We start from the raw sequence: 16,176 nt of genomic DNA on the forward strand, positions 1-16,176 counted from the left end.
GCACTTGCGGGGCTTTTCAGATGTCAGCTCGGACCATTAACGGGCACGGTAAACGATGCGGCCCTTGCTGAGGTCGTAGGGAGTCAGCTCAACCTTGACCTTGTCACCAGTCAGAATGCGGATATAGTTCTTGCGCATTTTTCCGGAGATGTGTGCGGTCACAACGTGGCCGTTGGACAGCTCAACGCGGAACATGGTGTTGGGAAGGGTATCGACAATAACGCCTTCCATTTCAATGACATCTGATTTCGCCATTCAGTAGAAACCTCGTTCGGAATACTTTTCGGTGATTTTAAATTGCGCAATTCTGCCTGAATTCTCCACGTTTGGCAAAATTCAGTCGGGCGACATCTTGCGCCAGTGGCCATCCCGCAAGGCCTCGATAGGCTGAAAGCGGGTTTTATAGTTCATTTTCCGGCATTCTTTGATCCAGTAGCCCAGATACAGATGTGGCAGTTCCCGCCGTTTGGCTTCCTCAATCTGCCAGAGCACTGCGAAAGTGCCCAGGCTCCGGTGCTCCAGTTCCGGCGCGAAGACGGTGTAGATGGCCGAGAGGCCATCATCCAGCAGGTCGACGGCTGCCAGTCCCACCAGGTCACCATCAAGAGACATTTCGAGGAACCAGGAGTCGGTAGCCCCCTCCACGAGGAACGAGGTAAATTGTTCTCTTGAAGGTGGATACATGTCACCGTCGCGATGACGCTCCTCTATATAGTGGGCATACAGCCGGTAATAGCGTTCACTGAATGCTGCTGGCACCAGCTTGCAGTCGAGGTCGGCATTTTTGCGAAGCACCCGGCGTTGATTCCGGTCTGGCTCGAATTGGCCAACCTGCAGGCGCACCGGAACACAGGCGTTGCAGCTTTCGCAGTGCGGACGGTAGTAATGTGAGCCGCTGCGACGGAAGCCCAGTGCGGTTAACTGGCTGTATAGCTTTTTGTCGATGTGGGCGCGAGGGTCCACAAACATGGTGGTCGCTTCACGGTCTGGCAGGTAACTGCAATCGTGAGGAGGGGTGGCAAAGAAAACGAGCGTTCTGAGATTACTCATTTCACCTCCGGGCAGGGCCATTGCCAGCTGAAGTTCCAGTCTGGCTGGTCCGGTTTCCGATCGACACATGCCCTGAGTATAGATAAAAACTCGGCCCTAGGAATACTGCTCGCACCCATCGTCAGCAGATGGTCGCTCTCCACCTGACAATCCATGAACTGATAGCCCCATTCACCCAACTGATGTGCCAGGTGCACCATCAGAACCTTGGAGGCGTTGGTTTCCAGTGAAAACATGGATTCGCCGAAGAAGCAGCGGCCGATAGCCAGTCCGTACATGCCGCCTGCGAGCTCATTGTTGCGATTCCAGACTTCAATGGAGTGGGCGATGCCACGTCTATGAAGTTCTGTATACGCTGCCATCATTTCGTCGGTTATCCAGGTGCCCTCAGCGCGGGTGTTTGCGCAGAGTCGGATGATGCGGCCGAAACAGTGATCGGTGGTGATACGAAATCGGCGCTGGTTCAGTGTCCGGCGCAGGCTCCGGGAGATGTGGATGTCAGAGGGAAACAGCACGCAACGAGGGTTGGGTGACCACCAGAGAATGGGCTGGTCGTCACTGAACCAGGGGAAAATGCCATTCCGATAGGCCAGAATCAGGCGTTCCGGAGACAGGTCGCCACCCAGGGCAAGCAGTCCATCGGGATCCTCCAGCGCTTCTTCTGCGGGAGGAAACCAGAGTTGATCAGGATCCAGCCAGGGTAGCGACGTCATTCTGCTTCTGAGCTGTCAGCCCTGTTGGTCAAGAAACTTCTCGGCGTCCAGCGCAGCCATGCACCCGAAACCGGCGGACGTCACAGCCTGCCGATAGACGTGGTCAGCTACGTCGCCCGCGGCGAACACGCCCGGAATGCTGGTTTGGGTGGCCATGCCCTCCAGGCCAGAGCGAATCCGGATGTAACCGTTGGTCATATCCAGCTGGCCTTCAAACAGGCTGGTATTCGGCTTGTGGCCAATCGCGATAAATACGCCGGCCAGCTCGAGATCCTGAGTGCTGCCATCTTTGGTGCTCTTGATGCGCATGCCGGTAACGCCGGTGCCATCGCCGAGCACTTCGTCCAGGGTGTGGTCCCAGATGATGTTGACGTTGCCGTTTTCTGCTTTCTCGAAGAGTTTGTCCTGAAGGATCTTCTCGGCCCGAAGCTTGTCACGGCGATGAACCAGGGTCACTTCATCAGCGATGTTCGAGAGATACAGAGCCTCTTCCACAGCAGTATTGCCGCCGCCGATAACCGCGACTTTCTGCTTGCGGTAGAAGAAGCCGTCACAGGTGGCGCAGGCCGACACGCCCTGACCCTTGAACTTCTCTTCGGATTCAAGCCCCAGATACATGGCAGAAGCGCCAGTGGCAATGATCAGAGCGTCACAGGTGTATTCGCCGTTGTCGCCTTTGAGCCGGAACGGGCGGTTGTTCAGATCAGCTTCGTTGATGGTGTCGTACACGATGCTGGTTTCAAAACGCTCGGCGTGCTTCTGCATGCGCTGCATTAGCTCGGGGCCCTGAACGCCGTCATTGTCGCCCGGCCAGTTGTCTACGTCAGTGGTGGTGGTCAGCTGGCCGCCCACTTCGATACCGGTGATCAGGGTCGGGTTCAGGTTGGCGCGCGCGGCATAGACTGCAGCGGTGTAGCCGGCCGGGCCGGAGCCAAGAATGATCAGTCGGGAATGTCGGGTTTCGCTCATCTGTGTCTCACTGAAATGAAGTATGCGTATTCGACGGCTCTCCTCTGTCCCTTCGGAGGGCAGAACGGGAGCCGCTCATCTGAAATCTGGCAAAAGGCTAACATGAAATGACCGGGCTGCCATTCGTTTACGCCAATGCGGCTTATAAAACGTTGCTATGTGGTCAGACCCGGATTATTCAAGCACCGATACGGTCGTTAACAGCTGGCGCACCCGCTCCCGGGCTTTACCGGATTCTCCCTGTTCCAGGCGATGTTCGGCTACGGCGGGGAAGACGGCCTGCACGTCGTCGGGCAGTACGTGATTACGACCTTCCATCAGTGCCCATGCTTTGGCGGCTCTCAGCAGGCCGAGGCCCGCCCTCGGGGACAAGCCGTAAAGCAATCCGGGCATGCGCCGGCTCTGCTCAAGAAGGCGTTGCAGGTAATCCAGCAAAGCCGGGCTGGCGGATACCTTTTCCACGGCCTGCTGCAAGGCCACCAGCTCATCGTGCGGGAGTATGGCCTGCAAACGATCGGTAAGGTGTTTGCGGTCTTCGCCCTCCAGCAGCTCCCGTTCCGCTTTCGGGTCGGGGTAGCCCAACCGAAGGCGCATCAGAAACCGGTCAAGCTGAGATTCAGGCAGGGGAAAGGTGCCGCCTTGCTCTATGGGGTTCTGGGTTGCGATCACAAAGAACGGGGTAGGTAGTGGTCGGGTTTCCCCCTCAATGGATACCTGCCTTTCTTCCATGGCTTCCAGCAGGGCGCTTTGGGTGCGCGGTGACGCGCGGTTGATTTCGTCTGCCAGAACCACCTGGGCGAAGATGGGGCCGGGGTGAAACACGAGCCCGCCGGCCTGCTTGTCATACATGGAGTAGCCGAGGACGTCTGCAGGCAGCAGGTCATTGGTGAACTGGATTCGCTGATAGCTTAACCCCATGATTTTTGCCAGCGCATGGGAGAGGGTGGTCTTGCCCATGCCCGGAATATCTTCAATCAACAGGTGGCCGCGGGCAAGCAGGCCGCAGAGCGCCAGACGAACCTGATTCTCCTTGCCCAGCAGTACCTTGTTAAGGGCGCTGACGACAGTGTCCATTTTCTGTTTCATGCCGGTTTCAGTCCCTCACCCGTTTCAGAATGTCGCCGTAGGCATCGATGCGCCTGTCCCTGAGGTACGGCCAGATTCTCCGGATGGATTCGGTGCGCTGGCGGTTCAGGGTTACCGACAGGATACACTCGTCAGTCTCGTTGCCGCGGGCCAGAAACTCGCCCTGAGGGCCACAGATGAAACTGTTCCCCCAGAACCGGATGCCATCGCTTTGGCCGGAAGGATCTGGCTCGGTCCCAACGCGATTCGGGGCGATAACCGGAAGGTTGTTGGCTACCGCATGGCCACGCTGAACGGTCACCCAGGCGTCCAGTTGCCGGGCCTGTTCGTCTGGATCGTCGGTCACATCCCAGCCAATGGCGGTCGGGTAGATCAGTATTTCCGCGCCGGCCAGTGCCATCAGTCGGGCCGCTTCCGGGTACCACTGGTCCCAGCACACAAGGACCCCCAGCTTACCAACGGAAGTCTGGATGGGGGTAAACCCGCTGCTGCCGTCATTGAAGGTGGCATCACCGGGAGTAAAGTAGAATTTCTCATAAAAGCCCGGGTCGTCCGGGATGTGCATTTTCCGGTACAGCCCGGCCAGGCTGCCATCGGTGTCGAACACCACAGATGTGTTGTGGTAAACGCCATTCATGCGCCTTTCAAAAATAGAACCCACAAGCACAACGCCTAATTCTTTTGCGAGACCAGACAGATAGTTGCTGGTGGGCCCGGGAATGGGCTCTGCAAGCTCAAAAATGGCGGTGTCTTCGGTCTGGCAGAAATACTGGGTGGCGTGCAGCTCCTGCAGGACAATCAACTGCGCGCCATCCACCGCAGCCTGCCGTATCAGGCGTTCGGATGTCGCGAGACTCCGGTTCTTGTCGGGACTGCAGGTTTGCTGAATGGCGGCGACCTTCAGGTTGGAGCTGGTGTTCGTGCTGGTCATACCGTTACCACCCCCGCAGGAATTTGCATGGTTACGCAGTGCAGACTGCCGTGCTGGTAAATGAGCGGGCGGCAGTCAATTGGAATAATCTCCCGGTCTGGGAAGATGCCCGCCATGATGCGAACTGCTTCTTCGTCCTGCGGCACATCGTAGACTGGCAGCAGAACTGCGCCGTTGATGATCAGGAAGTTGGCGTAGGTCGCTGGCAACCGTTCGCCGTCCTCATCGTAAATCGGGTCGGGCCAGGGCAGGGTGGTCAGGCGATAGGGGCTGCCGTCCGCCTGACGGAATTCCTGCAGTTCTTCTTCCATGGCCGCCAGTGCACTGTAGTGCTCGTCCGCAACATCCGGGCAAGTCACATAGCAGATATGATCAGGCGCGCAGAACCGTGCCAGGGTATCGATGTGGCTGTCGGTATCGTCGCCCGCCAGATAACCGTGGTTGAGCCAGAGAATACGATCGACCCCAAGGACCTCCTCCAGCAATTGCTCGATAGCGGTCCGATCCATGGATGGGTTTCTGGACGGAGTCAGAAGGCACTCGCTGGTAGTGAGCAAGGTGCCGGCGCCATCGGATTCTATCGAGCCACCTTCCAGGACAAAATCCACTGGCTGCAGTGGGTGTTTGCCGAAAACGCCCGCGTTCGCCAGGTGCCGGTTGAGGGCATCGTCTTTTTCCCAGGGAAATTTGTCTCCCCAGGCATTGAATCGGAAGTCCAGCAGTGTCGTGCCGTCGGTGGTATCCACGGTGATGGGGCCGTGGTCCCTGGCCCAGGTGTCGTTGGCCGGGGCTGGCACAGTGATCACGCGGCCTGGTAACCCATTGCCTTCGGCATAAGCGTTCAGCTGCTGGCCAAGTTGCTGGAGACGTGCCACGAACTCGCAGCTGATCACCAGGTGTTCAAAACGGAGGACCGCTTTGGCAATGGCCTCGAATACGGGCTCTACGTCGGCCATGCGCTTTGCCCAGTCGGTTCCGGGATGAGGCCAGGTCAACATGACTGCGCTTTGGGGAGCCCACTCCGCAGGCAACGTGCGTCTGGAAGTCACTGTATAAGTCACCTTGATTTGCAAAAGCCGCCATTCTATCTGAGCAATGCAGCCCGTGCATTGTCATTCCCTGGCCGGATGCCCTTACTGTTTGATGAAGCGGGTGTCGATCAGTCTTTGTGTTGCTTTACCACAGCATGTATTACGCGGTTACCTTCGAAATAGACGACAAAATCCTGATAATGCCACTGACTGATGGGGGGTTCTCCGACCGGGCCCTTGATGTCCTGGGGGGTGCCCCAGCGATTACGGACGGAGTCTTCACTCATGCCGTTCGCGGGCAGGCTGATCTGGCTTCTATCTGCCTGGCTGCCGACCGGCACCCTCAGTTCCTCGGCAAGGGCCAGTGGCGCTGAACCAGCGAATACAGCCGTAGCCAGAACGGCGGCAGCCATCACATTGCGGTAGTTTGTCATAGAGGAGTCTCCAATAATGCATGATTACTGCGCACTGTCTGCGGCAGATGAATAAAACGTAATATCCCGAAAAGCTTAGCAAAAGTCAGCACTTTTTCAGTATCTTACTCTTTTTGTCGTTGCCGAATCTGCCAACGCATCACATGCCGGGCAATTTGCTGACGGTCGCTGTCATCCAGTTCAACAAACAGCGTGTGAACCCGTGTGCCGCCTTGGTTGTCGTGCTCGGTATCCAGTACTTCAGCAATGGCTCTTGGCTGGTATAGCTCTGGTGGTAGAGTCATTCGAATGGCCAGTCGGTCACCCGCGACAAAGGTTGCTGTCGGCCAGCGGAACGAGAGCCCGCCCTCACTCAGGGTTACATCCTGCCAGTCCTCCGGTTGCAACGGATTTTGCTCAAAGGCGATAATGCGCGCCAGCGTATCGACCTTGCTGTTCAGGGATTTGACCAGCCCGGCCAGCAGGCGGTCGCGCTCAGCCAGGCTTGCCAGGTGTGCACGTACGTCCTGGTCCAGCCTCCGGAACTCGGCTTTCAGGGCTTCCAGTGGAGAATTATTGAACGGATCGTCGCCGGGATGGGCGTCGTCCAGGCGGCGTACCTCAAGCCCGATACGGTCGTCTATCCGGAAGAACTCCCGGCGCTCCCGCTGGCAGTCTCCGCTCGGTGGCGTTTTATTCTGGCTTGGCATCCTGTCTCCGGACGGGTTTTTATTGATTATAGAACAGTTTAGCAGTTTCCCGACGGCTGGTAAGAGGCCTGGCAAATCTCCGGGCCAGGTAATGATAAAGGCCAGCGGGGATTCAATAATCGACGGACCGCAAGGTAGCGACAGGCACCCCTACATGTTCAGACCCTTATCGTTTTATATTGGCCTGCGATATACCGCCGCCAAACGACGCAATCACTTCATCTCCTTTATCTCCCTGACCTCAATGATTGGCCTGATGCTGGGCGTTGCGGTACTGATCATCGTGCTATCGGTCATGAACGGGTTCGATCGCGAACTCAAGCAGCGCATTCTTGGGATGGTGCCTCATGCCACGATTCAGGGGGCTTCCGGTCCCTTGGAGAACTGGCAGGAGATTGACCAGAGGGTCGAAGCCTACCCGCGGGTGCTGGCGGCCGCTCCCTTTATCCAGGGGCAGGGCATGGTAACCGGTGGTGGTAACGTCCGGGGCGTGATGCTCAACGGTGTCCTGCCGGAGCAGGAGGCCAGCGTTTCTATTATCGAGAACCATTTCATCGAAGGCAGCCTTGAGGAACTTCGGTCCGGGGAATTCGGAATCATCATTGGCCGGTTGATGGCTAACAGCCTTCGACTGGGGGTAGGCGATAAACTCACGGTGGTATTGCCGGAAGCTTCGGTAACGCCGGCCGGCGTGTTACCCAGGCTCAAGCGCTTTACCGTCAAGGGTATTTTCAGCGTTGGTGCTGAGCTTGATGGGAACTACGCGCTGATTCATATGGATGATGCGGCGCGTTTGATGCGTACCGGTGGCCGCGCGGAGGGTATCCGGCTTTTAATGGATGACCTGTTTGCGGCGCCCAAAGTTGTCAATGAGGTTGCCCGGACCCTGGGAGGCCGCTATTACGTATCGGACTGGACCCGCACCCACGGCAACCTGTTTCAGGCAATTCGCATGGAAAAAACCATGATCGGGTTGCTGTTGATGTTCATTGTGGCTGTGGCGGCCTTCAATATTGTGTCAACGCTGGTCATGGTGGTGACCGACAAGACTGCGGATATCGCCATCCTGCGAACCATGGGCGCCACGCCCGGGCGCATTATGAGGATCTTTATTATCCAGGGTGCCGTGATTGGTGTGTTTGGCACGCTCACAGGTACTGCATTGGGGATCTTTGGCGCCCTGAACATCAGCGGCTTCATTTCCTGGCTCGAATCCGCACTGGGACATCAGTTTCTCAGCGCTGATGTTTATTTCATCAGCTACCTGCCGTCGCAGCTCCAGTTGCAGGATGTACTGATTATCAGCGGTGCGGGCCTTGCCATGAGCCTGCTGGCAACTATTTATCCGGCCTGGCGTGCGTCGCGGGTCGAACCGGCGGAGGCATTGCGTTATGAGTGACGGGCAGACGACATCTCTGGTGATTGATTGTCAGAAGGTTACCCGCACCTACAGTGAAGGGCCGGAAACACTGACGATTTTCTCGGACATCTCACTTCAGGTTAAGGCCGGCGAGACGGTTGCCATTGTGGGCAGTAGCGGGGCAGGGAAAACCACCTTGCTGAACCTGCTGGGTGGCCTGGATCGCCCTTCCTCCGGGCATATCCGGATTTGTGGCAAGGATATTCATCAGCTATCGGAAGCAGGCCGGGCGCGGTTCCGGAATCAGCACCTGGGGTTTGTGTATCAGTTCCATCATCTGCTGCCGGAATTTACCGCACTTGAGAACGTCATGTTGCCCTGCGCGCTGGGTGGCATGGCACCCAGGCAGGCCCGCCCGAAGGCGGAGCAACTGCTGCAACGGGTGGGGCTGGGTGAGCGGCTCAGGCACAAACCCGGCGAGTTGTCCGGTGGTGAGCGTCAGCGGGTAGCGATAGCCAGAGCGCTGGTTAACAGCCCGGAGTGTGTGTTAATGGATGAGCCTACCGGCAATCTGGATGAGCACACAGGGGAGGGTATCCGTGCCCTGATCGGCGACCTGCGTGATAATTCCGGGACGTCATTCATCATGGTTACCCACGACATGACCATGGCCCGGAGCCTGGGAAGGGTGCTGCGACTGGAGCAGGGGCGATTGGTTCAGGAGGCCTGATTGCTCGCGGGCGTTCGCTTGTTGCGCTGGCGACGCCGTAATTGCCATTCAGTGCGGATCTTGCGGCGCCATAGATACTGGATGATCAGGTAAGCGACGCAGGCGGTCACCGTGGCCAGAACCAGAGAACCCAGGTACAACGGCACGCCGATATCGATCAACCGGTGGCTGATCCAGTCCCAGGAAAGCTCGAATTCGAACGCCAGAACGGGCCGATTGAGTATCCAGGCCCCCACCTTGTAATTGAAGTAGAACATCGGGGGCATGGTCAGCGGATTGCTGATCCAGACCAGAACCACGGATAAAGGCAGGTTGGCGTTAAACCAGATGGCGCAGAATGCGGCTGCCAGCATCTGGAAAGGCATCGGAATAAAACAGAACCAGACGCCCACCAGGAAGGCCCTGGCAACACAGTGCCGGTTGATGTGCCACAGGTTGGGTTCATGGAGGATATCGCCCAGAAAACGCAGCGATTGCATCGACTGCACCTTTTCAGGGGTGGGCAAATACCGTTTCATGAACTTCTTCGGCATAGGAAGTTCGGCCTGTTTCCTGGCTTTGAGTAATCACTGGCACCCAGAGGCTGCCAGCGCTATCGAAAATCGGAGGACAAGGATTGTCCGAAAACCCAGTTTCCAACCGGGTCCGCAGGCTCGGTGTTGGACTCGCCAGCATTCTCGCCTTCTCTTGCGGCGTTATCTTACTGTATCGGCTCGCAACCTTGCCACCATATCCATGGCTGTTTGTGCTCGTTGGGTTAATGTTGCTGGCTATGGCCTGTCGATGCCAGTGCATACAGAGGCTCGGCCCCGTGGTGGTTGCTGCGATGCTGGGGCTGGTCTGGGCCGGCTGGAATGCCGATATGAGACTGGCCGAACGCCTGCCTTCGGAGTGGGAAGCCAAGCGCATTGTGGTTTCCGGCTATCTCTGTGATTTGCCGATGCCGGGAAGCTTTGACAGTCTGAGATTCGGATTCTGTGTCTTGAACTGGCAGACACCTGGCGTGTCGGTAGATGACAACTTGCCCCGCGTCCTCCGACTATCCTGGTACGGCAGGGAGGGGCGCAGGCTACCCGACCATCGCCTGACACTGGAGGTCTCTCTCAAGCGACCTCACGGTAACCTCAATCCAGTAGGGTTTCGCTACGAAGACTGGTTGTTCCGCCACGGTTATCGGGCGACCGGTTCCGTCAAACGGGTATCTGCTGCACCGGAGCTGGTATGCGCACTGCAATGTCAGTACCACGCCTGGCACTGGCGAGCATCAAAGAAGTTGCAGCATTGGTTTGGTGAAGCGGAATACTACCCCCTGATTGCGTCTCTGCTAATGGGTAACCGGGGTTCTCTGGAAGATCATCACTGGCAGGTACTCAAGTCGACCGGCACCATTCATCTGGTGGCTATTTCTGGTTTGCATCTGGGTCTGGTGGCGGTCGGAGTTGGTCTGTTGGCGCGCTGGGGCTTGCTGTTGCTGCCGGTTGGTTGTCTGAGTGAGCAGGGCCGGCGTTCTCTGGTTTTTCTGGTGGTTGTGCTCAGCTGCCTTGTCTATTCGCTGTTGGCCGGTTTTACCGTACCAACCCGGCGGGCCCTGGTGATGGTGGTTGCCGGCGGCTGGTATCTGCTGAAGGCAAGACAACAGAGCGGCTGGCGGCCCTTTGTGCTGGCTCTGGCAGTGGTGCTTCTGATGGATCCGTTTGCGCCTCTGGACCAGGGTTTCTGGTTGTCTTTTGGCGCTGTCGGGGTGCTGCTGGCGGTATTTTCAGGGCGTCTGGGTTCGTCGGGTTGGTTATCGGCTTTGTTGATAGCCCAGTTGGCGGTCTTTGTCGGGTTGTGGCCAATGTTGATGCTGGTGCATCAGGGCCAGCCCCTTGCAGGCTTCGCGGCCAACCTGTTGGCGGTGCCCTGGGTGTCGTTTGCCGTCATGCCGGTGCTGTTCCTGGGGGCTATCATCGCGCTCCTTTCCGGAGGGTGGCTCCTGCCCTGGGTATCGGCCGGGTTTGACCTGGTCCTGGGAACGCTTTGGTGGTGGCTGGAATTGGTGGCCCGGATCCCGGCAGGACAGATGCAGCCCTTGCCCGCACCATTGGCAGTAGCTTTGGCGTTGCTGGCGCTTTGGGCAATTCGCTGGAGCGACTGGCGATGGCGGGCGTTGCTGGGGTGTGCCTTTCTGCTGCTCAGTGTTCCCTGGCCAGGTGCAGGAGGAGGCAATTCCGTCGTACAGTCGCCTGAAGTGCGTGTGCTGGATGTGGGGCAAGGGCTGTCGGTTGTTGTTCGCGCCGGTGGCAAAGTGATGGTATACGACACCGGGCCGGAAGTTGCGGGCGTCTACTCTGCTGTGGATTCGGTGCTGGTTCCGAATCTCCGGGCAATGGGCGTCGAGGTTATTGATCTGCTGGTCTTGAGCCATGCGGATAATGACCACGCCGGCGGTCTCGAGACGTTGTCTGAGCACTTCGCGATCAAAAGGGTGGTTTCCGGAGAGCCTGCTCTTATTACCGGGCGGGTGCCGGTGACGGTGGAAGGTTGTCGCCAGGGGAATATCCGGTGGCCGGGTCTGGTGATGTCGCTGTGGCAAAATCCGTTGCCTGCGGACGGGAATGACGCTTCGTGCGTGATACGCCTGTACCATCCGCCAGGTAACAGTGATCTCGTATTGACCGGGGATATCAGCCGGAAGGTTGAAGAGCTCATGCTGGGTGCCGGTGGACCAGACTGGATAGAGAATCGCGTTGTGCACCGGGTGGTGCTGGCGCCACACCACGGCAGTAAAACCTCATCTTCAATTCGCTGGATACAGGCTGTGGCGCCGGATCTGGTGATCTATACGGCGGGCTACCGGCATCATTTTCGGCATCCGCATCCGGAGGTAACCGGTCGATACCGGGAGGCGGGCACAATGGCATTGAATACGGCCTGCTCTGGCCAGATCATGCTCACGTTTACAGATTCAGGGTTACTTACAAGGCAACTCTGGGAGACTCAGCCTTTCTGGATAGCGTCTCCGGGGCTTGCCAGGAGTGAATGTAAAATACCGTGACAATCCGGGTGTGGCCTGCACCGACAGCTATGCTAAAGTAGCGCGGCTTGTAACTAATCAGGGAGATCAAGCGTGTTCGAGCTGTTGAAAGCCGGTGGCATCCTGATGGTGCCCATTGTTGCCTGTTCCATCCTGGCACTTGCCATCATTCTGGAACGAATCTGGACCTTGCGGGCCTCTCGGGTCGCGCCCCCGCAGTCTATTAACGAACTTTGGCGCTGGATCAAGAAAAAAGAGCTTAACGGTCGCAAGCTGAAAGCCCTGCAGGCATCGTCGCCCCTTGGCCGGATACTGGCTGGTGGCCTGATCAACGCCAAGCATGGTCGCGAGATCATGAAAGAAAGCATCGAACACGAAGCCAGCCAGGTTATCCATGAGCTGGAGCGTTTTCTGAACCCCCTGGGTACTATCGCCACAATCACGCCGCTGTTGGGCCTTTTGGGTACCGTTATCGGCATGATCAAAGTGTTTGCCGAGATCCAGCTGGCCGGCGTCGGCAATGCCGGTAACCTGGCCGGAGGCATTTCCGAGGCGCTGATTACTACTGCGGCTGGCCTGAGTGTCGCCATTCCTGCTCTGATCTGTCACCGCTATTTCATCCGTCGCGTGGATGAGTTGGTCGTCAACATGGAACAGGAAGCCATCAAACTGGTGGAAGTGGTCCACGGAGACCGCGAAATCGACGTTGAAGGAGCCTGAACGCCGTGAAGTTCAAGCGCCAACGAAGCCAGGAAGTCGGGGTCGATCTGACACCACTGATTGATGTGGTGTTCCTGCTGCTGATTTTCTTCATGGTGTCGACCACGTTTACCCGGGAGAGTCACCTGCAGGTGGAGCTTCCGGAAGCCAGTGCAGAGCCGGCAGCACCTTCTGAGTTACGGCAGATTGATGTGGTGATCAATGCCGAAGGCCAGTACTTTCTGAATGACCGACCGCTGGTCAACAATCGCCGGGAAACTCTGGAGCGTGGTGTCAGTGAGTTGGCCGAAGGCGACAACAGCCTGCCGTTCATTATCACTGCAGATGCCCGAACACCCCACGAATTTGTGGTGCGGGCCATGGATGTTGCCGGTCGCCTGGGGTTTGCCAAGCTGAGCATAACCACAGAGCGGGAGGCTGAAAGCCAGTGATGCAGACAAGGCCGGAGCCGCTCAAGACGCCACCTGCCGGTAGCTGGACCACCTACAAACGCCTGCTCAAGTACGTCAAGCCCTTCTGGTTTGCGTTCTCCCTCGCCGTGTTCGGAAACATCATTTACGCCGCTGCATCCACCGGGATGGCCGCGGCGATGGAATATGTGATCACGGCGATCGAGAATCCGTCCGACCAGAACCGGATGTTGCTGACCGGGCTGATCGTGGGTGTATTTGCCTTCAGAGGCGTTGGTACGTTTTTCAGCCAGTATTTTATCAGCTACGTTGGGCGTAACGTGATCAACGCCTTACGCAACGATGTGTTTGATCGACTGATGTCTTTACCGTCCCGGTACTACGATGAAAACGCATCCGGGCGTCTGGTCTCGAAGCTCACCTTTAACGTTGAGCAGGTCGCGGATGCTGCGACCAATGCGGTGACTATCACCCTTCGCGAAGGGCTGACCATAGTGGGTCTGCTCGGCTTCATGCTTTACACCAACTGGAAGTTGACCCTGATTTTTCTTACGGCCGGTCCGGTCATTGGTCTGGTCGTGAATTATGCCAGCAAACGGTTTCGTCGAATCAGCAAGCGTATTCAGGGTTCCATGGGCGATATCACCCATGTGGCCTCCGAGTCGATCACCGGATACCGGGTGGTGCGCACCTTCGGAGGCGAAGATTATGAACGGGAGCGGTTTCGTGAGGTCAGTGCCCGTAACCTGAAACAGAGCCTGAAAATGGCTTCTACTCAGGCGATCAGTGTCCCGGTCATTCAGGTGCTGGTGGCTTTTGCTATCGCCGCGCTGGTGTGGACCATGCTTGCGCCGGAGATTCGGGGTGAGATGTCGACTGGTCAGCTGATTGCGTTCATTACCGCGGCGACGACCATGGCCAAGCCCATTCGTCAGGTTACGTCCGTGCACGCCAAGATACAGAAGGGTGTTGCTGCTGCGTTTGACGTGTTCGAGACCATGGACGAAAAACCGGAAGATGATTTGGGCTCCTACAAGCCCCAGCGGGTCAAAGGCGACATCACTTTTGACCAGGTGTCTTTCCGTTACCGGGATCAGCTCGACAATGTGCTTGAGGGAATAACCGTCGATATTCCGGCAGGCCAGAGTGTTGCGCTTGTTGGTCGATCAGGCAGTGGTAAGTCGACCATGGTCAGCCTGTTACCCCGTTTCTACGAGTACACCGGGGGAGCTATCCGCATTGATGACCATGAACTGAAGGAGTTTTCGCTTCAGTCCCTGCGTGCCCAGATTGCTCTGGTGAACCAGAACGTGGTGCTGTTCAACGACACCATCGCCGCCAACATTGCCTACGGTTCCCTGCGCGACTGCAGCCGGGAAGAAATTATGGAAGCGGCTGAAAAGGCCCACGCGCTCGAGTTTATCAACCGCATGCCGGAAGGGCTCGACACCATGATTGGCGACAATGGTGTGATGCTTTCCGGTGGCCAGCGCCAGCGTCTTGCGATTGCGCGGGCCATCCTCAAGGACGCCCCAATTCTCATTCTGGATGAGGCGACATCGGCGCTGGATACGGAATCCGAACGCCATATTCAGGAAGCGCTGGAAACGGTTATGCAGGGCCGTACCACGCTGGTGATCGCACACAGGCTATCCACCATCGAGAAGGCCGACCGGATTCTGGTCATGGACAATGGCCGCATTGTCGAATCCGGCAGTCATGGTGAGCTGCTGGCTGCGGGGGGTGCCTACGCCCAGCTGCATCAGATTCAGTTCAGCGAGCACGCATGAGCACCAGCCTGGTTGACCGGCTTTGGTACGGGCAGGGCAGACCTCTTGCCCTGCTCACACCACTGGCCTGGCTGTATCGGGCGGTGTCTGAGTCCAGACGCCGAAAGGCCTGGCATGCGCGCAATGAATCGCTGCCGGTGCCGGTTGTGGTGGTGGGCAATATCACCGCTGGCGGGACCGGCAAGTCGCCTCTTACTGCCAGTCTGGTTCAGTGCATGAATCAACACGGCTGGAAACCGGTGATTCTCAGCCGTGGCTACGGTGGTAAGAGTTCTCAGTATCCCTTGCTGGTCGCTGACGGGACCCCGGCGGGTGTCTGTGGTGATGAACCTCTGATGCTGGCCCGGGCCACCGGATGCCCCGTTGTAGTGGATCCGGATCGCTGTCGAGGGGCCCGTTGGGCGCTGGAGAATGGACTGGGCGATGTGTTGATCTGTGATGATGGCCTGCAACACTACCGCCTGCCCCGGGATATCGAACTGGCTGTATTCGATGCCCGGCGCGGTACCGGAAATGGTGCCATCATTCCGGTAGGCCCGCTGAGGGAACCGGTTGAGCGCTTGAACGGTGTCGACTTTGTCGTTCTTAACGGAGCTGAGTTTCCGGAGGCCGGAGAGACCATAGAGAGTTTTGCCGGCGTTGATCATCCGGAGATTCATGCCATGGCGCTGGTGCCTTCGGCTCTGGTGAACCTGAATTCCGGTGAGACCCTGTCTCCGGAGCAGCTCAAAGGCAAGCCGGTACGGGCAGTAGCGGGTATTGGTAATCCCGGTCGATTTTTCGAAACCCTCCGGAACCTTGGCGCCCACGTGAATGAAGTTCCCTTTCCCGACCATCATCATTTTCGCCCCGAAGACCTGGCATCCGGTGCTCTTGAATGGTTGGTGATGACGGCCAAGGATGCGGTGAAGTGCCATGGCTTTGCGCCGGACAACGCCTGGGTCTTGACGGTTCAGGCCCGGTTGTCGGAACCTTTTGAACAGCATTTTCTGGAACGGCTCAGAGCCAGCTCTGGCCAGTTGCAAACTGATATCAGCGAGGAATCGAACCATGGATAAGAAACTGCTGGCCATGCTGGCCTGCCCGGTGTGCAAGGGCGAGCTCAAGCTCAACGACGCCCGCACCGAGTTGATTTGCTACCAGGATGCCATGGCGTTCCCCATTCGTGAGGGGATTCCGGTTATGCTGGCGGTTGAAGCCCGCACCCTCAGCACGGACGAGCGCCTCGACAAACACTGAGTCACCCG

18 protein-coding genes are annotated in these 16,176 nt (G+C 57.7%); 8 read left to right on the plus strand and 10 right to left on the minus strand.

Going from position 1 to position 16,176, the window contains the following annotated elements; all coding sequences use genetic code 11:
* Nucleotides 1–36: 36 nt before the first annotated feature.
* The 9 genes from infA to ARC85_RS03965 form a co-directional block, all read right to left on the minus strand.
* Nucleotides 37–255 (minus strand): translation initiation factor IF-1, encoded by a 219-nt coding sequence (gene infA, locus ARC85_RS03925; RefSeq protein WP_008938619.1) that lies wholly within the window; start codon nt 253–255, stop codon nt 37–39.
* 81 nt (nt 256–336) lie between these two features.
* A complete protein-coding gene (locus tag ARC85_RS03930; RefSeq protein ID WP_273030177.1) occupies nt 337–1,050 on the minus strand; it encodes an arginyltransferase in 714 nt (237 codons plus the stop codon).
* The gene (gene aat, locus ARC85_RS03935; RefSeq protein WP_153740035.1) at nt 1,047–1,763 is read right to left on the minus strand and encodes a leucyl/phenylalanyl-tRNA--protein transferase; all 717 of its coding nucleotides are present in this window, start codon (nt 1,761–1,763) and stop codon (nt 1,047–1,049) included. Before aat ends, ARC85_RS03930 begins: the two co-directional genes overlap by 4 nt.
* 15 nt (nt 1,764–1,778) lie before the next feature.
* On the minus strand, nt 1,779–2,732 hold the full coding sequence (trxB, locus tag ARC85_RS03940) for a thioredoxin-disulfide reductase (protein WP_153740034.1): 954 nt from the start codon (nt 2,730–2,732) through the stop codon (nt 1,779–1,781).
* A 174-nt stretch (nt 2,733–2,906) separates the two neighbouring features.
* Nucleotides 2,907–3,818 (minus strand): AAA family ATPase, encoded by a 912-nt coding sequence (locus ARC85_RS03945; protein WP_022991062.1) that lies wholly within the window; start codon nt 3,816–3,818, stop codon nt 2,907–2,909.
* A gap of 7 nt (nt 3,819–3,825) precedes the next feature.
* Nucleotides 3,826–4,749 carry a carbon-nitrogen hydrolase gene (locus ARC85_RS03950; protein WP_153740033.1) on the minus strand — a complete coding sequence of 308 codons (924 nt, stop codon included), beginning with the start codon at nt 4,747–4,749 and terminating at the stop codon, nt 3,826–3,828.
* A complete protein-coding gene (locus ARC85_RS03955; RefSeq protein ID WP_286714322.1) occupies nt 4,746–5,798 on the minus strand; it encodes an agmatine deiminase family protein in 1,053 nt (350 codons plus the stop codon). Before ARC85_RS03955 ends, ARC85_RS03950 begins: the two co-directional genes overlap by 4 nt.
* 110 nt (nt 5,799–5,908) lie before the next feature.
* Nucleotides 5,909–6,214, minus strand: coding sequence for a hypothetical protein (locus tag ARC85_RS03960; protein WP_114433967.1), 306 nt, complete (start codon nt 6,212–6,214; stop codon nt 5,909–5,911).
* A gap of 104 nt (nt 6,215–6,318) precedes the next feature.
* Nucleotides 6,319–6,903: a PilZ domain-containing protein gene (locus ARC85_RS03965; RefSeq protein ID WP_286714323.1), complete on the minus strand. Its 585-nt coding sequence runs from the start codon at nt 6,901–6,903 to the stop codon at nt 6,319–6,321.
* Between the two features lie 154 nt (nt 6,904–7,057).
* On the opposite strand from ARC85_RS03965, the gene ARC85_RS03970 reads away from it, so the two are divergent.
* The gene (locus ARC85_RS03970) at nt 7,058–8,302 is read left to right on the plus strand and encodes a lipoprotein-releasing ABC transporter permease subunit (RefSeq protein ID WP_153740031.1); all 1,245 of its coding nucleotides are present in this window, start codon (nt 7,058–7,060) and stop codon (nt 8,300–8,302) included.
* Entirely contained in the window at nt 8,295–8,993 is a 699-nt protein-coding gene (locus ARC85_RS03975) for an ABC transporter ATP-binding protein (RefSeq protein WP_023010004.1), read from the plus strand. The genes ARC85_RS03970 and ARC85_RS03975 overlap by 8 nt, the downstream gene beginning before the upstream one ends.
* On the opposite strand, the gene ARC85_RS03980 is transcribed toward ARC85_RS03975, so the two are convergent.
* Nucleotides 8,981–9,526 carry a DUF2062 domain-containing protein gene (locus ARC85_RS03980; protein WP_022991069.1) on the minus strand — a complete coding sequence of 182 codons (546 nt, stop codon included), beginning with the start codon at nt 9,524–9,526 and terminating at the stop codon, nt 8,981–8,983. The two genes, ARC85_RS03975 and ARC85_RS03980, sit on opposite strands and share 13 nt — an antisense overlap.
* Before the next feature lie 83 nt (nt 9,527–9,609).
* Between ARC85_RS03980 and ARC85_RS03985 the strand changes: the two genes are divergently transcribed.
* The 6 genes from ARC85_RS03985 (at nt 9,610) to ARC85_RS04010 (ending at nt 16,168) form a co-directional block, all read left to right on the plus strand.
* Nucleotides 9,610–12,030 carry a DNA internalization-related competence protein ComEC/Rec2 gene (locus ARC85_RS03985; protein ID WP_286714324.1) on the plus strand — a complete coding sequence of 807 codons (2,421 nt, stop codon included), beginning with the start codon at nt 9,610–9,612 and terminating at the stop codon, nt 12,028–12,030.
* 72 nt (nt 12,031–12,102) lie between these two features.
* A complete protein-coding gene (pocA, locus tag ARC85_RS03990) occupies nt 12,103–12,729 on the plus strand; it encodes a flagellar polar localization protein PocA (RefSeq protein WP_014421239.1) in 627 nt (208 codons plus the stop codon).
* A gap of 5 nt (nt 12,730–12,734) precedes the next feature.
* Complete coding sequence (locus tag ARC85_RS03995) at nt 12,735–13,160, plus strand: ExbD/TolR family protein (protein WP_286714325.1); 426 nt, start codon at nt 12,735–12,737, stop codon at nt 13,158–13,160.
* Nucleotides 13,160–14,929 carry a lipid A export permease/ATP-binding protein MsbA gene (gene msbA, locus ARC85_RS04000; RefSeq protein ID WP_286714367.1) on the plus strand — a complete coding sequence of 590 codons (1,770 nt, stop codon included), beginning with the start codon at nt 13,160–13,162 and terminating at the stop codon, nt 14,927–14,929. Before ARC85_RS03995 ends, msbA begins: the two co-directional genes overlap by 1 nt.
* Nucleotides 14,926–15,987: a tetraacyldisaccharide 4'-kinase gene (gene lpxK, locus ARC85_RS04005; protein WP_286714326.1), complete on the plus strand. Its 1,062-nt coding sequence runs from the start codon at nt 14,926–14,928 to the stop codon at nt 15,985–15,987. The genes msbA and lpxK overlap by 4 nt, the downstream gene beginning before the upstream one ends.
* Nucleotides 15,980–16,168: a Trm112 family protein gene (locus ARC85_RS04010; RefSeq protein ID WP_011785222.1), complete on the plus strand. Its 189-nt coding sequence runs from the start codon at nt 15,980–15,982 to the stop codon at nt 16,166–16,168. Before lpxK ends, ARC85_RS04010 begins: the two co-directional genes overlap by 8 nt.
* Nucleotides 16,169–16,176 lie beyond the last annotated feature (8 nt).

The organism is Marinobacter sp. tcs-11 (assembly GCF_002049515.1).
Taxonomy (GTDB): domain Bacteria; phylum Pseudomonadota; class Gammaproteobacteria; order Pseudomonadales; family Oleiphilaceae; genus Marinobacter; species Marinobacter nauticus.

What these genes read in the sequence shown, in the direction of transcription:
- infA (WP_008938619.1), bottom strand. Translation starts at nt 255, where the DNA reads ATGGCGAAATCAGATGTCATTGAAATGGAAGGCGTTATTGTCGATACC.
- ARC85_RS03930 (WP_273030177.1), bottom strand. Translation starts at nt 1,050, where the DNA reads ATGAGTAATCTCAGAACGCTCGTTTTCTTTGCCACCCCTCCTCACGAT.
- aat (WP_153740035.1), bottom strand. Translation starts at nt 1,763, where the DNA reads ATGACGTCGCTACCCTGGCTGGATCCTGATCAACTCTGGTTTCCTCCC.
- trxB (WP_153740034.1), bottom strand. Translation starts at nt 2,732, where the DNA reads ATGAGCGAAACCCGACATTCCCGACTGATCATTCTTGGCTCCGGCCCG.
- ARC85_RS03945 (WP_022991062.1), bottom strand. Translation starts at nt 3,818, where the DNA reads ATGAAACAGAAAATGGACACTGTCGTCAGCGCCCTTAACAAGGTACTG.
- ARC85_RS03950 (WP_153740033.1), bottom strand. Translation starts at nt 4,749, where the DNA reads ATGACCAGCACGAACACCAGCTCCAACCTGAAGGTCGCCGCCATTCAG.
- ARC85_RS03960 (WP_114433967.1), bottom strand. Translation starts at nt 6,214, where the DNA reads ATGACAAACTACCGCAATGTGATGGCTGCCGCCGTTCTGGCTACGGCT.
- ARC85_RS03965 (WP_286714323.1), bottom strand. Translation starts at nt 6,903, where the DNA reads ATGCCAAGCCAGAATAAAACGCCACCGAGCGGAGACTGCCAGCGGGAG.
- ARC85_RS03970 (WP_153740031.1), top strand. Translation starts at nt 7,058, where the DNA reads ATGTTCAGACCCTTATCGTTTTATATTGGCCTGCGATATACCGCCGCC.
- ARC85_RS03975 (WP_023010004.1), top strand. Translation starts at nt 8,295, where the DNA reads ATGAGTGACGGGCAGACGACATCTCTGGTGATTGATTGTCAGAAGGTT.
- ARC85_RS03980 (WP_022991069.1), bottom strand. Translation starts at nt 9,526, where the DNA reads ATGCCGAAGAAGTTCATGAAACGGTATTTGCCCACCCCTGAAAAGGTG.
- msbA (WP_286714367.1), top strand. Translation starts at nt 13,160, where the DNA reads ATGCAGACAAGGCCGGAGCCGCTCAAGACGCCACCTGCCGGTAGCTGG.
- lpxK (WP_286714326.1), top strand. Translation starts at nt 14,926, where the DNA reads ATGAGCACCAGCCTGGTTGACCGGCTTTGGTACGGGCAGGGCAGACCT.
- ARC85_RS04010 (WP_011785222.1), top strand. Translation starts at nt 15,980, where the DNA reads ATGGATAAGAAACTGCTGGCCATGCTGGCCTGCCCGGTGTGCAAGGGC.